The organism is Streptomyces sp. NPDC002701, assembly GCF_042889045.1.
GTDB lineage: Bacteria > Actinomycetota > Actinomycetes > Streptomycetales > Streptomycetaceae > Streptomyces.
Genome location: NZ_JBIAQL010000001.1, coordinates 594808 through 608637, shown reverse-complemented (window position 1 = coordinate 608637; position 13830 = coordinate 594808). Strand labels below are relative to the sequence as shown.

Here is a 13830-nt window from a genome sequence, read left to right as displayed (position 1 = left end):
CGGACACCTGACGACAAGCACCCCGGCGACGCCCATGGCCCGAGCCGGCGCAGCGATACGGCAGAATTTCCGCCATGGGGATAGTCGCCGGGCTGGACAGTTCGCCCGATTTCACACGCATCGTCGTCTGCGACGCGGACAGCGGGGCCGTGCTCCGGCAGGGGTATGCCGCGCATCCGTTGGACGGCCCGGCGGAGGGCGCCCGGCCGTCCGACGTCGACCCGCAGGCATGGCTGCTCTCCCTGGGCGAGGCCGCGGGCGGCGGTCTCCTCGAGGGCGTCCAGGCCATCGGGGTGTCCGCGCAGCAGAACGGCCTCGTCCCCGTCGACAGCCAGGGCAACACGATCCGCCCGGCGATGGTCGGCGGGGACAAGCGCGCCCAGGTCGCCGCCGCCGATCTCGTCGACGCGCTCGGCGGGCGGGAGGCGTGGGCGCAGGCGGTGGGATGCGTACCGCAGGCCGCGCAGCCCGTGACGAAGCTGCGCTGGCTGGCGAAGACCGAACCCGAGGCGGCCCTGCGCACCGCCTCGCTGCTCCAGGCGCACGACTGGCTGGTGTGGCAGCTGCTCGGCAGGCCGGCCCGGCGGACCACCGACCGGGGCGGCGCCTCGGGCACCGGTTACTGGTCGGCCGCGACCGGCACGTACCGGCCCGATCTCGTGGAGCTGGCGCTCGGCCACCAGGCACTGCTGCCCGATGTGCTCGGGCCGTGGGAGGCCGCCGGGACGACCCCCGAGGGGCTGCTGATCTCGGCGGGCACCGGCGAGACGATGGCGGCGGCGTTCGGCCTCGGCATCGGGCTCGGGGACGCGGTCGTGTCGCTCGGCGCCTCCGGTTCCGTGATGGCCGTCCACCACGAGGCGCTGGTCGACTCCTCCGGGATGATCACCTCGCTCGCGGACGCGACCGGGATGCACCTGCCCGTCGTCACCACCCTGAACGCCGTACGGGCCCTGCGCGGCGCCGCCGAGCTGCTCGGGGTGCCCGACCTGGAGGCCCTGTCCGACCTGGCGATGAAGTCCACCCCGGGATCGCACGGGCTGGTGCTGCTGCCGTATCTGGAGGGCGAGCGGACGCCCAACCTGCCGCACACCGCGGGCACGCTCGCCGGGCTGCGGCGGGAGTCGATGAGACCCGAACACCTGGCGCGGGCCGCCTTCGAGGGCATGCTGTGCGGGCTCGCTGACGCGCTGGACGTGCTGCGGGGGCGCGGCGTCGAGGTGCGGCGGATCTTCCTGCTGGGCCAGGCCGCGGAGCTGGGCGCGGTGCAGGCGTGCGCGCCCGCGCTGCTCGGTACGCAGATCGTGGTGCCGCAGCCCGCGGACTACGCGGCGATCGGCGCGGCCCGGCAGGCCGCGTGGGCGCTCGGTGTCCAGCAGGGCACGGTCCAGCCGGGTCTGCCGCCCGTCTGGCAGGGGGCGGCCGCGCAGGTCCTGGAGCCGGGCGAGGCACTGGCCGTGGGGCAGGCGGTACGGCAGCAGTACGTGTCGGTGCGGGACCAGACCCACCCGGGCGCCTTCCGGTCCTGAGCGCTCACGCGGCAACGGGCGGTCTACGACTTCGGACCGGGTCCTGGTCCGCTCTTGGACCTCTCTTGGGTTAATCAGTTGAGGTAACACCGGTGGTGTGTTCGACGATAGGGGCCAAGGGCAACCAACCGCCCCGCCGCCGACTCCGAGAGACCCAGCGTGCTCATAAGACTTCTGCGTACCCATCTCACGCCGTACAAGAAACCCATCGGCCTGCTCGTCCTGCTGCAGTTCCTGCAGACCTGCGCCACGCTCTACCTGCCCACCCTGAACGCCGACATCATCGACAACGGTGTCGTGAAGGGCGACACGGGCTACATCCTGTCCTTCGGCGCCCTGATGATCGGCATCTCGCTGGCCCAGGTCGTCTGCAACATCGGTGCCGTCTATTACGGCGCCCGTACGGCCTCGGCGGTCGGACGGGACATCCGGGCCGCCGTCTTCGACCGGGTGCAGTCGTTCTCCGCGCGCGAGGTGGGCCACTTCGGGGCGCCGTCCCTGATCACCCGCACGACGAACGACGTGCAGCAGGTGCAGATGCTCGCCCTGATGACGTTCACGCTGCTGGTGCCGGCGCCGATCATGTGCGTGGGCGGCATCGTGCTGGCGCTCGGCCTGGACGTGCCGCTGTCCGGGGTGCTGCTGGCCGTCGTGCCGGTGCTCGGGCTCTCGGTCGGTCTCATCGTGCGCCGGCTGCGGCCGCTGTTCCGGGCCATGCAGGTGCGCCTCGACACGGTGAACCGGGTGCTGCGCGAGCAGATCACCGGCAACCGCGTCATCCGCGCCTTCGTGCGGGACGCGTACGAGGAGGAGCGTTTCCGCAAGGCGAACACCGATCTGACCGAGGTGTCGCTGGGCACCGGGCGGATGCTGGCGCTGATGTTCCCGATCGTCATGACGGTGGTGAACGTCTCGTCGATCGCCGTGGTGTGGTTCGGCGCGCACCGGATCGACAGCGGCGGGATGGAGATCGGCGCGCTGACCGCGTTCCTCGCCTATCTCATGCAGATCGTCATGTCCGTGATGATGGCCACGTTCATGTTCATGATGGTGCCGCGTGCCGAGGTGTGCGCCGAGCGCATCCAGGAGGTCCTGGACACGTCCAGCAGTGTGGTCCCGCCGAAGGCGCCCGTCCTGGAGCTCCGGCGGCACGGTCATCTGGAGCTGCGCGGGGCCGGGTTCCGCTATCCGGGCGCCGAGGAGCCGGTGCTCAAGGCCGTCGACCTGGTGGCGCTGCCCGGTGAGACGACCGCGGTGATCGGTTCGACCGGCAGCGGCAAGTCGACCCTCCTCGGGCTGGTCCCCCGGCTGTTCGACGCCACCGACGGACAGGTGCTGGTGGACGGCGTCGACGTACGGACGGTCGAGCCGCGGCTGCTCGCGCGCACGGTGAGCCTCGTACCGCAGAAGCCGTACCTGTTCGCGGGCACGGTGGCCTCCAACCTGCGGTACGGGAATCCGGACGCGACGGACGAGGAGTTGTGGCACGCGCTGGAGGTGGCGCAGGCCAAGGGGTTCGTCGAGGGCCTGGAGAACGGTCTGGACGCCCCGATCGCGCAGGGCGGCACGAACGTGTCGGGTGGTCAGCGGCAGCGGCTCGCCATCGCCCGCACCCTCGTCCAGCGTCCCGAGATCTACCTCTTCGACGACTCCTTCTCCGCGCTCGACTACGCGACGGACGCGGCGCTGCGGACGGCGCTCGCGCGGGAGACCGCCGAGGCGACCGTCGTGATCGTCGCCCAGCGGGTCTCCACCATCCGGGACGCCGACCGGATCGTGGTCCTCGACGAGGGCCGGGTCGTCGGCACCGGCCGCCACCACGAACTGATGGCGGACAACGAGACCTACCGGGAGATCGTGCTCTCCCAGCTCACGGAAGCGGAGGCAGCCTGATGGCCGGGCCCATGGGGCGCATGATGGCCGGGACCGGCCCCGACCACCACTCGATGGACTTCAAGGGGTCCGGGAGGCGGCTGCTGGCGCAGTTCAGGCCCGAACGCGCCACGCTGTACGTGATGCTCGCCGCCGTGGTCTGCAGCGTGGGTCTCTCGGTCATCGGGCCGAAGATCCTGGGCCGGGCCACCGACCTCGTGTTCGCCGGGGTCGTCGGGCGGGAGATGCCGGCCGGGCAGACGAAGGCCGAGGCCCTCGCGGCGATGCGGGAACGCGGCGACGGCGGTACGGCCGACATGCTGTCGGGCACGGACTTCACGCCCGGCGTGGGCATCGACTTCGGCGCGGTCGGCGAGGTGCTGCTGATCGCCCTGGTGGCGTTCCTGGTGGCCGGGCTGCTGATGACCGTGGCGACACGGCTGGTGAACCGGGCCGTCAACCTGACCATGTACAAGATGCGCGAGGACGTGCAGACCAAGCTGTCGCGGCTGCCGCTCTCGTACTTCGACAAGCGGCAGCGCGGTGAGGTGCTCAGCCGTGCCACGAACGACATCGACAACATCGGGCAGACCCTCCAGCAGTCGATGGGCCAGCTCGTCAACTCGCTGCTGACCATCGTCGGTGTGCTGGCGATGATGTTCTGGGTGTCGTGGCTGCTCGCGCTCGTCGCGCTGGTCACCGTGCCCCTGTCGTTCGTCGTGGCGACCCGGGTCGGCAAGCGGTCGCAGCCGCACTTCGTGCAGCAGTGGCGGACCACCGGCAAGCTCAACGCGCACATCGAGGAGATGTACACCGGGCACAACCTGGTGAAGGTCTTCGGACGGCAGGACGAGTCGGCGGCGCAGTTCGCCGAGGAGAACGACAAACTGTACGAGGCCGGGTTCCGGGCGCAGTTCAACAGCGGTGTCATGCAGCCGCTGATGATGTTCGTGTCGAACCTGAACTACGTGCTGGTGGCGGTGGTCGGCGGACTGCGGGTCGCCTCCGGCTCGCTCTCGATCGGTGACGTGCAGGCGTTCATCCAGTACTCCCGGCAGTTCTCCATGCCGCTCACCCAGGTCGCCTCCATGGCGAACCTCGTGCAGTCCGGGGTCGCGTCGGCGGAACGGGTCTTCGAGCTGCTGGACGCGGAGGAGCAGGAGGCCGACCCCGTCACGGGGGCGCGTCCCGCGGAGCTGCGGGGCCTGGTGGCCCTGGAGGGGGTGTCCTTCCGGTACGACCCGGAGAAGCCGCTCATCGAGGACCTGTCGCTGACCGTGGAGCCCGGGCACACCGTCGCGATCGTGGGGCCGACGGGCGCCGGCAAGACGACGCTGGTGAACCTGCTGATGCGGTTCTACGAGACCACGGGCGGGCGCATCACCCTCGACGGCGTCGACGTCGCCACGATGTCCCGCGACGAGCTGCGGGCGTCCGTCGGCATGGTCCTCCAGGACACCTGGCTGTTCGGCGGGACGATCGCGGAGAACATCGCGTACGGGGCCTCTCGCGAGGTCACCCGGGGGGAGATCGAGGAGGCCGCCCGGGCGGCCCACGCCGACCGGTTCGTGCGGACGCTGCCCGACGGGTACGACACCGTCATCGACGACGAGGGGTCGGGGGTCAGCGCGGGTGAGAAGCAGCTGATCACGATCGCGCGGGCGTTCCTGTCGGATCCGGTGATCCTCGTCCTCGACGAGGCGACGAGTTCCGTGGACACGCGGACCGAGGTGCTCATCCAGAAGGCGATGGCGAAGCTCGCGCACGGGCGGACGTCGTTCGTCATCGCGCATCGTCTGTCGACGATCCGCGATGCCGACACGATTCTGGTGATGGAGGACGGGGCGATCGTGGAGCAGGGGGCGCACGGGGAGCTGCTCGCGGCGGGTGGCGCGTACGCGCGCCTGTACGAGGCCCAGTTCGCCAAGGCGGCGGTGGAGGTGGACTAGGAGTCACTGACTCGGGGGCTCCGCCCCCCGAACCCCCGGTCCTCAATCGCCGGACGGGCTGAAAAATCAGCCCGTCCGGCGATTGAGGACGAGCGCGCAGCGCGACAGGGGGGTGGGCGGCGGGGGCGAGAAACGCTCTCAGTCCAGGTAGCCCCGGAGCTGGTCCGCGAAGGCGTGGTCGCGGAGTTTGTTGAGGGTCTTGGACTCGATCTGGCGGATGCGCTCACGCGTGACGCCGAAGATCCGCCCGATCTCCTCCAGCGTCCGCGGCCGCCCGTCGGCCAGCCCGTACCGCAGCTGGACCACCTTGCGTTCACGCTCGCCGAGCGTGGACAGCACCGCCTCCAGATGCTCCCGCAGCAGCAGGAACGCCGCCGACTCCACCGGACTCTCCGCGTCCCCGTCCTCGATCAGGTCACCGAGGGCGACATCGTCCTCCTCCCCCACCGGCGCGTGCAGGGACACCGGCTCCTGCGCCAGCCGCAGCACCTCGCTGACCCGCTCGCTCGGCAGGTCGAGATGCGCGGCGACCTCCTCGGGCGTCGGCTCGTACCCCCGCTCCTGCAGCATCCGCCGCTGCACCCGGACGACCCGGTTGATCAGCTCGACCACGTGGACGGGGACCCGGATCGTGCGGGCCTGGTCGGCGAGGGCCCGGGACATGGCCTGGCGGATCCACCAGGTCGCGTACGTCGAGAACTTGTATCCGCGGGCGTAGTCGAACTTCTCGACGGCCCTGATCAGCCCCAGGTTGCCTTCCTGGACCAGGTCGAGCATGGTCAGCCCGCGCCCCACGTACCGCTTGGCGACGGAGACGACGAGCCGCAGGTTGGCCTCGATGAGACGGCGTTTGGCCATCCGTCCCATGACGACCAACTTGTCCAGGTCCAGGGCGAGTTGGCTGTCGAGGTCCGAGGCGAGGCGGAGCTTCTCCTCGGCGAAGAGGCCCGCCTCGACCCGCCGGGCGAGCTCCACCTCCTCGGCCGCGGTGAGGAGCGGGATCCGGCCGATCTCCCGCAGGTACTGGCGGAACAGGTCGGACGAGGGCCCGCCGGTGTCCGCACGCCCGCGGGGCAGTTCCACCGGTTCGGGCGTCTCGGCCTCGGTCTCCACCAGGACGGCGGCGGGCGGCTCCGGCGCACTCTCCGCCTCCGCCGCGGTCTCGGGTGCCGCGGTCTCGGGGTGGAGCGCGGCACGCTTCTGCGGCGGCAGGGCCGCAAGGACGCCGGCGTCCGCGTCCGCCGCGGCGCCGTTCTTGCTGTCCGTGCTGTTGTCGGTCTGGGTCAGGGTCTGGGTCTGCACGGGGGCGACCTCCAGGAATGTCGCTGCTGAGGCGTGCGGCAGCGGTACGTCAGGGATGGGGTCGACGGCCTCGCCGCTGTCCATCCCGAAGTCATTGAGCGGAACCGCGGGGACTTCGGACCCGTCGCGTTCGGGTCGGCCGCGCTCCGAGGACTCAGGCACCGGAACCCAGTGTGGAGTACGACACATCGTCGCCACGAGGGGCGTGCGGGGACTTTCTGAGTCCGGTCCGTGACCGCGTGGTTACCCTCACGGAAGGTGGGCGTGCTCGTCCGTGCCCTGATCTGGCACGTTCCCCGCGTGTCCGGTTCCCGAAGCGGAACCCGTCCACCGGCCCGTCCACCGGCTTTCTCAGAGCGCGGCGGCGCCCTTCTCCCGCAGGGCCTGGTCGTACTGCTGGAGCACCCACAGCTCGTTCTGCACGGCGGCCAGTCTGGCCGGGTCGCCCTGGGCGCTGGCGCGGGCGAGGGCGCCCTGCACGTCGCGCACCCGGCGCTCGACGGCGCGGCGGCGGACGGTCACCAGCTGCTCGCCGGCGTACGCCTCGTCGACGGTCTTGCGCATGATGGCCTCGACGGCCAGTTCCGTGACCATGGCGCGGACCGCGTCGTCCGGGGCGGCCTCGCGGACGCGCACCAGGTACTCCTGCGGGTCCTGGACGCCGTGCTCCGCGCCGCCCGCCTCGATGATCGTCTCGCGGACGGCCGCGTACGGCGGGGCGGTGAACTCGTCCACCCCGTACGCGTCGAAGGCCGGGGAGACCAGGTCGGGGCGCTGCAGGGCGAGCTTGAGGAGCTCGCGCTCGGTGGCGTACACGGGGTTGCGCAGGGTCAGGGCCGGGCCCGAGGGGGGCCGCGGGCTGCCGGTGTCGTACTGCTGCGGGGGGCGGCCGCCGTTCACCGGCGCGGGGCCCCTGCCGCCGCGGTCGCGGGCCCAGCGGGCCAGCTGGGCGACCCGCTTGACGACGAACTGGGTGTCGAGGATGCCGAGCATGCCCGCGAGCTGGACGGCGACCTCGTGCTGCGCGCCGCTGTTCTTGATGCGGGCCACCACGGGCGCGGACTCGTCGAGCGCGGCGGCGCGGCCCGCAGGGGTCTCCAGGTCGTAGCGGGCGACGATCTGGCGCAGGGCGAACTCGAAGAGCGGGGTGCGCGGTTCGACGAGGTCGGCGACGGCCGCGTCCCCCTTGGCGAGGCGCAGCTCACAGGGGTCCATGCCGTCCGGGGCGATCGCGATGTACGTCTCGGCGGCGAACTTCTGGTCGTCCTCGAAGGCGCGCAGGGCGGCCTTCTGCCCAGCCGCGTCACCGTCGAAGGTGAAGATCACCCGCGCCGAGCCGTTGTCCATCAGGAGCCGTCGCAGGATCTTGATGTGGTCGTTGCCGAAGGCCGTGCCGCAGGTCGCGATGGCGGTGGTGATGCCGGCGAGGTGACAGGCCATGACGTCGGTGTAGCCCTCGACGACGACGGCCCGGCTGCTCTTGGCGATGTCCTTCTTGGCGAGGTCGATGCCGTAGAGGACCTGGGACTTGCGGTAGATCGGCGTGTCGGGCGTGTTGAGGTACTTCGGGCCGTTGTCCGACTCGTACAGCTTGCGGGCGCCGAAGCCGACGACCTCGCCGCCGATGTCGCGGATCGGCCACATCAGCCGGCCGCGGAAGCGGTCGATGGGTCCGCGGCGGCCCTCCTGGGCGAGCCCGGACAGGACCAGCTCCTTGTCGCTGAAGCCCTTGCCGCGCAGGTGACGGACGAGGTGGTCCCAGCCCTGGGGGCTGTAGCCGACCCCGAAATGCGTGGCGGCCGACTGGTCGAAGCCCCGCTCCGCGAGGAACTTGCGGCCGGCGTCGGCCTCCGGGCTGGTGTCGAGCTGCTCGATGTAGAACGTGGCGGCGGCCTGATGGGCCTCGACCAGCCGGATCCGCTCGCCGCGCTGGTGGGAGGGGTTGTACCCGCCCTCCTCGTAACGGAGGGTGATGCCCGCCTGTCCGGCGAGGCGCTCGACCGCCTCCGAGAACGAGAGGTGGTCGACCTTCATCACGAACGTGATGGTGTCGCCGCCCTCCTGGCAGCCGAAGCAGTGGAAGAGCCCCTTGCTCGGGCTGACCTGGAAGGAGGGCGACTTCTCGTCGTGGAAGGGGCAGAGACCCTTGAGGTTTCCGCCGCCCGCGTTGCGCAGCTGGAGGTACTCGGACACCACGGCGTCGATCGGGACCCCGTCCCGAACAGCCTTCACGTCCTCGTCGTTGATCCTTCCAGCCACGCGCCGAGTCTACGGGGACGGTGTGACAGTGGAGTCCCCCCGTCGGTCATGGGACCAGGCTGTCCAGCGGAACGTGCGGGTCCGCGAGCGCCTCCGTGTCCACCCGCGTCCCCGTCCGGATCAGCTGTTGGACGGTTTCTGTGACGTCCCACACATTGACGTTCATCCCGGCCAGCACACGGCTCTCCTTCACCCAGAAGGCGATGAACTCGCGTTTGGCGGCGTCTCCCCGGATCACCACGTGGTCGTACGTCCCCGGGGGCGCCCAGCCCGAGTACTCGAGCCCCACGTCGTACTGGTCGGAGAAGAAATAGGGCACCCTGTCGTACGTCGTTCCGCGGCCCAGCATCGCGCGGGCCGCCGCCGGGCCGCCGTTCAGCGCGTTCGCCCAGTGCTCGACGCGCAGCCGGGTGCCGAACAGGCTGTGGTGGAAGGCGGCCACGTCGCCGGCCGCGTAGATGTCGGGGTCTGAGGTGCGCAGCTGCCCGTCGACCGCGATGCCGCCGCCGTGGGCCCGGTCGGCGATCTCCAGGCCCGCCGCCTCGGCGAGGCCGGTGCGCGGGGCGGCGCCGATGGCGGCCAGGACGTCGTGCGCGGGGTGCTCCTCGCCGTCGTCGGTGCGGGCCGCCAGGACCATGCCGTCCTGGCCGGTGATCTCGGTGAGCCGGGCGCCGAAGTGGAAGCGGACGCCGTGCTCGCGGTGCAGTTCGGTGAAGAGCTCGCCGAGCTCGGGTCCGAGGACGCCGTGCAGCGGGGTCGGCTCGGGCTCGACGACGGTGACCTCGGCCCCGTACTCACGGGCGGCCGCGGCGATCTCCAGGCCGATCCAGCCGGCGCCCGCGATCACCAGGTGGCCGTTGTCCCGGCCGAGGGCGGCCAGTACGTGCTTGAGGCGCTCCGAGTGGGCGAGACGCCGCAGGTGGTGGACGCCGGCGAGGTCCGTGCCGGGGATGTCCAGGCGGCGCGGCTCGGCGCCGGTCACGAGCAGCAGCTTGTCGTAGTGGACGAGCGTGCCGTCGTCACCGAAGTGGACGGTCTTCGCGGTCCGGTCGATCGCGTCGACGGTCTGGCCGAGGTGCAGCTCGACGTCGTGGCGCGCGTACCAGGAGGGCTCGTGGACGAAGACGCTGTCGCGCTCCTCCTTGCCGAGCAGATAGCCCTTGGACAGCGGCGGGCGTTCGTACGGGTGGTCCCGCTCGTCGCAGATCAGTATCACGCGGCCGGTGAAGCCCTCCGCCCGGAGGGTTTCGGCCGCCTTGGCGCCGGCCAGGCCCCCTCCGACGATGACGAATGTCTGATCTGCGTCGACCACTTGATGCCTCCTCGTAACGGTGTCGCCACCTGCGAGCGTCCCGCACGGAGCGTGATGGGGGAAGAGGGAGTGGCCCGATCAGGCCACGCAGGGTCACGCCGACGCCCTCCGACGTCACACCCGCACCCTGAGCCTCGCATGCAGGGAGCGCGCGGCGGCATCCGTGAGCGAGGCGATCTGGTCGACGATCACCCGCTTGCGGGCACGGTCGTCGGACGACTGGTCGAACAAGGCGCGAAACTGCGGGTCGAGCCCTTCCGGCGCCCGCGCGGTGAGCGCCTCGGCCAGCTCGGCGACGACGATCCGCTGGTCGGCGCGGAGCAGCTCCTGCTCGGCGCGCTGCATGACGTACCGGTCGGCGACGGCCTTGAGCACCGCGCACTCCAGGCGGGCGGCGCGCGGTACGACCAGTTCGGCTCCGTAGCGGGTGAGCCGACCCGGCCCGTACGCCGCGCGGGTGGCGCTCTCCGCGGCGAGGCAGAACCGGCCGATGAGCTGGCTGGTGGCGTCCTTCAGCCGGGCCTGGGCGACGGCCGAACCGTCGTAGCCGTGCGGCCACCACTCCTGGTCGAGGAGCCGGTCCAGGGCCTCCGCCAGTTCGGCGGGGTCGGTGTCCGCCCCGACGTACCTCCCTATGGCGACCCGGAAGATCTCCTGCCGCTCGGGCTCCGCGTGCAGGCAGTCGGGGTCGATGTGACCCGCGTGCAGACCGTCCTCGACGTCGTGCACCGAGTAGGCCACGTCGTCGGACCAGTCCATGACCTGCGCCTCGAACGTGATGCGGCTGCCGGGGGCGCCCTCGCGGATCCAGTCGAAGACCGGGCGGTCGTCCTCGTAGACGCCGAACTTCGGGGATGCCGGGTCGGTGGGGTGGGCGCCGCGCCGCCAGGGGTACTTCGTGGCCGCGTCGAGGGTGGCACGGGTGAGGTTGAGGCCGACGCTGACGAGGTCGTCGCCGTCCGCGAGGGCTGCCGCCGGCACGGTGTCGCCGCGCACGAAGCGCTTGGGTTCGATGCGGGTGAGGAGTCTGAGCGACTGGGCGTTGCCCTCGAAGCCGCCGCAGTCGTCGGCGAACTCGTTCAGCGCCTGTTCGCCGTTGTGCCCGAAGGGCGGGTGGCCGAGGTCGTGGGAGAGGCAGGCCGCCTCGACGAGGTCGGGGTCGCAGCCGAGGGCCGCGCCGAGCTCGCGGCCGACCTGGGCGCACTCCAGGGAGTGGGTCAGGCGGGTGCGGGGGCTGGCGTCCCACCCCTGGACGGGGGTCTCGCCGCTCGCACGGAGCTGGGAGTGGGGGAGGGTGCCGGGGGTGACCACCTGGGTCTTGCCGGCCAGGCGGCGGAGGGCGGAGGAGTGCAGTACGCGGGCGCGGTCGCGTTGGAAGGCGGTGCGGCCTGGGCGTTTGTCGGGTTCGGTGGCCCAACGGGCCACCGACGTGGGGTCGTAGCCGGGGGGCTTGATCAGGTGCTCGATGGTGTGGGGGGTGGGGTCGGTGCTGGTGCCTTCCATGTCTTGACAGTAAGGGGAGGCGGTGACAATCGGCGTGGGGGCGGGTGCGGGTGCGTTGTGGCTGGTCGCGCAGTTCCCCGCGCCCCTGAAAAGACTGCGCCGTTCCCCGCGACTTTTGAGACGAAGGACTGCGGCGTTCCCCGCGCCCCTCAAGATCAAAGACTGCGCCGTTCCCCGCGACCCTTGAGACGAAGGACTGCGGCGTTCCCCGCGCCCCTCAAGATCAAAGACTGCGCCGTTCCCCGCGACCCTTGAGACGCGGTGGTCAGGTGGCGGGGGGTTGTTGTCGGTGGGGTGGTCAGGGCCTCGTCGTAGCGGTGCAGGGTGAGGTGGGCCATGGACGGGTGGGCGCCCAGAGGGGCCGCCGCCAGCCAGGGGGCGGCTGCCGCGCACTCGGTGGAGAAGCGGCCGGGGGCGGTGAAGTACGAGGCCACGGCGATGCGGTGGCGGCCCCGGGCGGCGAGTGCGCGGACGGCCTGCGGGACGGTGGGCGCGGCGGCGGAGGCGTACGCGGGCACGACCGGGACGCCGAGGCGGTCCGCGAGCATCGCGGCGGTACGACGCGTGTCGACGCCCGCCTCGGGGTCGCGCGAGCCGGCCGCGGCGAGCACGACCCCGCTCACCCGGCGCTCCGCCTCGTCCGGCGTACGCCACCCCGCCTCGGCCAGGCGCTCGTACAGCGTCTCGACGAGGAGCGGGTGCGGGCCCAGCGGGCCGGCGATCCGGGTGCGGGCCGGGGAGGCCGCGGCGGCCTCGGGGATGTCCTGCTTGACGTGGTAGCCCCGGCTCAGCAGCAGCGGTACGAGGACCGCCTCACCCGTGCCCAGCGTGGCGAGGGTGTCCGGCAGCAGGGGTGCGTTCAGCTCGATGTGCCCGAGGTGCACGGGCAGACCGGGGCGCAGCTCGCGGATCCGGTCCCTCAGGGCCCGGACGGTCGTCAGGGCACGCGGGTCCCGGCTGCCGTGGCCCACGAGGACGAGCGCGGGCGGGGCAAGGTGCCGGCCGCCGGGCCGACTGCTGATCCGGTTCTTGCGGTGCGCCGTCATGCGTCAAGGGTGCCGGTACGAGGTTGCCTTGCCGTTGCGCCGCAATGACGAGGCTTTTCCGGGGCTTCACGCGGGGGTGCGGGGGCCTGTGAGGTGCCGTGGACCGCGCGGAGGCCGGGTGGAGACCGCACGGAGACCGCACGGAGTGAACCGGATCGCCGCGTCCGGCGTCTCCCGGGTCGAGGCCACCCGGGGAGGGACCGTCCCATGCGTCGTCCGAGACTGCCGAAGCCGCCGCGGGCGCTGAGGCTGCCGAGACCGCGGCTGCCGCGCACCCGTACCGGCCGGCGGCGCGCCGTGCAGGCCGTGATGGCCGGGTGCGTGCTCGCGCTGCTCCCGGCGACGTGGCTCCACACGGCCGCGGCCGGGCAGCTGCGGACGACCGCGGACGTGCCGCGTACCGAGGTCGCGGTCGTCTTCGGGGCCGGGCTGTGGGACGGCGAGCCGTCGCCGTACCTGGCGCACCGGCTGGACGCGGCGGCCGACCTGTACCGGTCCGGCCGCATCCAGGTCGTCCTGGTCACCGGCGACAACAGCCGCGAGGACTACGACGAGCCGGACGCCATGCGCGGCTACCTCACGCGGCGGGGGGTGCCGGACGGGCGGATCGTCAGCGACTACGCCGGCTTCGACACCTGGGACTCCTGCGTACGGGCCAAGAAGATCTTCGGCGTGGACGAGGCCGTACTGATCAGCCAGGGCTTCCACATCCGGCGGGCGGTGGCGCTCTGCCAGGAGGCGGGCGTCACGTCGTACGGGATCGGGGTGGACGACGTGCACGACGCGACCTGGTACTACGGCGGTGCGCGCGAGATGGTCGCGGCGGGGAAGGCGGTCCTGGACGCGGTCTTCGAGCCGGACCCCCTGTTCCTGGGCCCCCGGGAGCCGGGCGTGGAACGGGCGCTGGCGACCGCCGGCCGGTAGCCGCCGAGCCGGCTGCCACCGGGGGCACCGGTGGGTGCTCCCCCCCCCCCCCCCCCCCCCCCCCCCCCCCCCCCGCCGGGGGGGGGGGCCCCCCCCCCCCCCCCCCCCGGGGGGGGGGCCGCCGCGCGCCCCGC

Annotated in this window: 9 protein-coding genes; 4 read left to right on the top strand and 5 right to left on the bottom strand. The window is 72.1% G+C overall.

The annotated features are described in order from the left end of the window. Positions 1–74 precede the first annotated feature (74 nt). The 3 genes from ACFYXC_RS02555 to ACFYXC_RS02545 all read left to right on the top strand — a co-directional run bounded on the left by ACFYXC_RS02555 (position 75) and on the right by ACFYXC_RS02545 (position 5350). A complete protein-coding gene (locus ACFYXC_RS02555) occupies positions 75–1529 on the top strand; it encodes an FGGY family carbohydrate kinase (RefSeq protein ID WP_389545986.1) in 1455 nt (484 codons plus the stop codon). A 159-nt stretch (positions 1530–1688) separates the two neighbouring features. Further along, a complete protein-coding gene (locus ACFYXC_RS02550; RefSeq protein ID WP_389545983.1) occupies positions 1689–3422 on the top strand; it encodes an ABC transporter ATP-binding protein in 1734 nt (577 codons plus the stop codon). After that, positions 3422–5350, top strand: a complete 1929-nt coding sequence (locus ACFYXC_RS02545; RefSeq protein WP_389545980.1) for an ABC transporter ATP-binding protein — start codon at positions 3422–3424, stop codon at positions 5348–5350. Before ACFYXC_RS02550 ends, ACFYXC_RS02545 begins: the two co-directional genes overlap by 1 nt. Before the next feature lie 138 nt (positions 5351–5488). Here ACFYXC_RS02545 and ACFYXC_RS02540 read toward each other — a convergent pair whose 3' ends face one another. The 5 genes from ACFYXC_RS02540 to ACFYXC_RS02520 all read right to left on the bottom strand — a co-directional run bounded on the left by ACFYXC_RS02540 (position 5489) and on the right by ACFYXC_RS02520 (position 12772). Then, positions 5489–6814, bottom strand: coding sequence for an RNA polymerase sigma factor (locus tag ACFYXC_RS02540; RefSeq protein ID WP_389545977.1), 1326 nt, complete (start codon positions 6812–6814; stop codon positions 5489–5491). A 189-nt stretch (positions 6815–7003) separates the two neighbouring features. After that, entirely contained in the window at positions 7004–8911 is a 1908-nt protein-coding gene (dnaG, locus tag ACFYXC_RS02535; RefSeq protein WP_389545974.1) for a DNA primase, read from the bottom strand. Positions 8912–8957: 46 nt separating this feature from the next. Beyond that, entirely contained in the window at positions 8958–10223 is a 1266-nt protein-coding gene (locus ACFYXC_RS02530; protein ID WP_388908677.1) for an NAD(P)/FAD-dependent oxidoreductase, read from the bottom strand. A gap of 114 nt (positions 10224–10337) precedes the next feature. Beyond that, positions 10338–11726 carry a deoxyguanosinetriphosphate triphosphohydrolase gene (locus ACFYXC_RS02525; protein WP_389545971.1) on the bottom strand — a complete coding sequence of 463 codons (1389 nt, stop codon included), beginning with the start codon at positions 11724–11726 and terminating at the stop codon, positions 10338–10340. A 155-nt stretch (positions 11727–11881) separates the two neighbouring features. Continuing rightward, positions 11882–12772 carry a sirohydrochlorin chelatase gene (locus tag ACFYXC_RS02520; RefSeq protein WP_389545969.1) on the bottom strand — a complete coding sequence of 297 codons (891 nt, stop codon included), beginning with the start codon at positions 12770–12772 and terminating at the stop codon, positions 11882–11884. 207 nt (positions 12773–12979) lie between these two features. Between ACFYXC_RS02520 and ACFYXC_RS02515 the strand changes: the two genes are divergently transcribed. Then, positions 12980–13696, top strand: a complete 717-nt coding sequence (locus tag ACFYXC_RS02515) for a vancomycin high temperature exclusion protein (protein WP_389545966.1) — start codon at positions 12980–12982, stop codon at positions 13694–13696. The last annotated feature ends 134 nt before the right edge of the window (positions 13697–13830 follow it).

What these genes read in the sequence shown, in the direction of transcription:
- ACFYXC_RS02555 (WP_389545986.1), top strand. Translation starts at nt 75, where the DNA reads ATGGGGATAGTCGCCGGGCTGGACAGTTCGCCCGATTTCACACGCATC.
- ACFYXC_RS02545 (WP_389545980.1), top strand. Translation starts at nt 3,422, where the DNA reads ATGGCCGGGCCCATGGGGCGCATGATGGCCGGGACCGGCCCCGACCAC.
- ACFYXC_RS02525 (WP_389545971.1), bottom strand. Translation starts at nt 11,726, where the DNA reads ATGGAAGGCACCAGCACCGACCCCACCCCCCACACCATCGAGCACCTG.
- ACFYXC_RS02520 (WP_389545969.1), bottom strand. Translation starts at nt 12,772, where the DNA reads ATGACGGCGCACCGCAAGAACCGGATCAGCAGTCGGCCCGGCGGCCGG.
- ACFYXC_RS02515 (WP_389545966.1), top strand. Translation starts at nt 12,980, where the DNA reads ATGCGTCGTCCGAGACTGCCGAAGCCGCCGCGGGCGCTGAGGCTGCCG.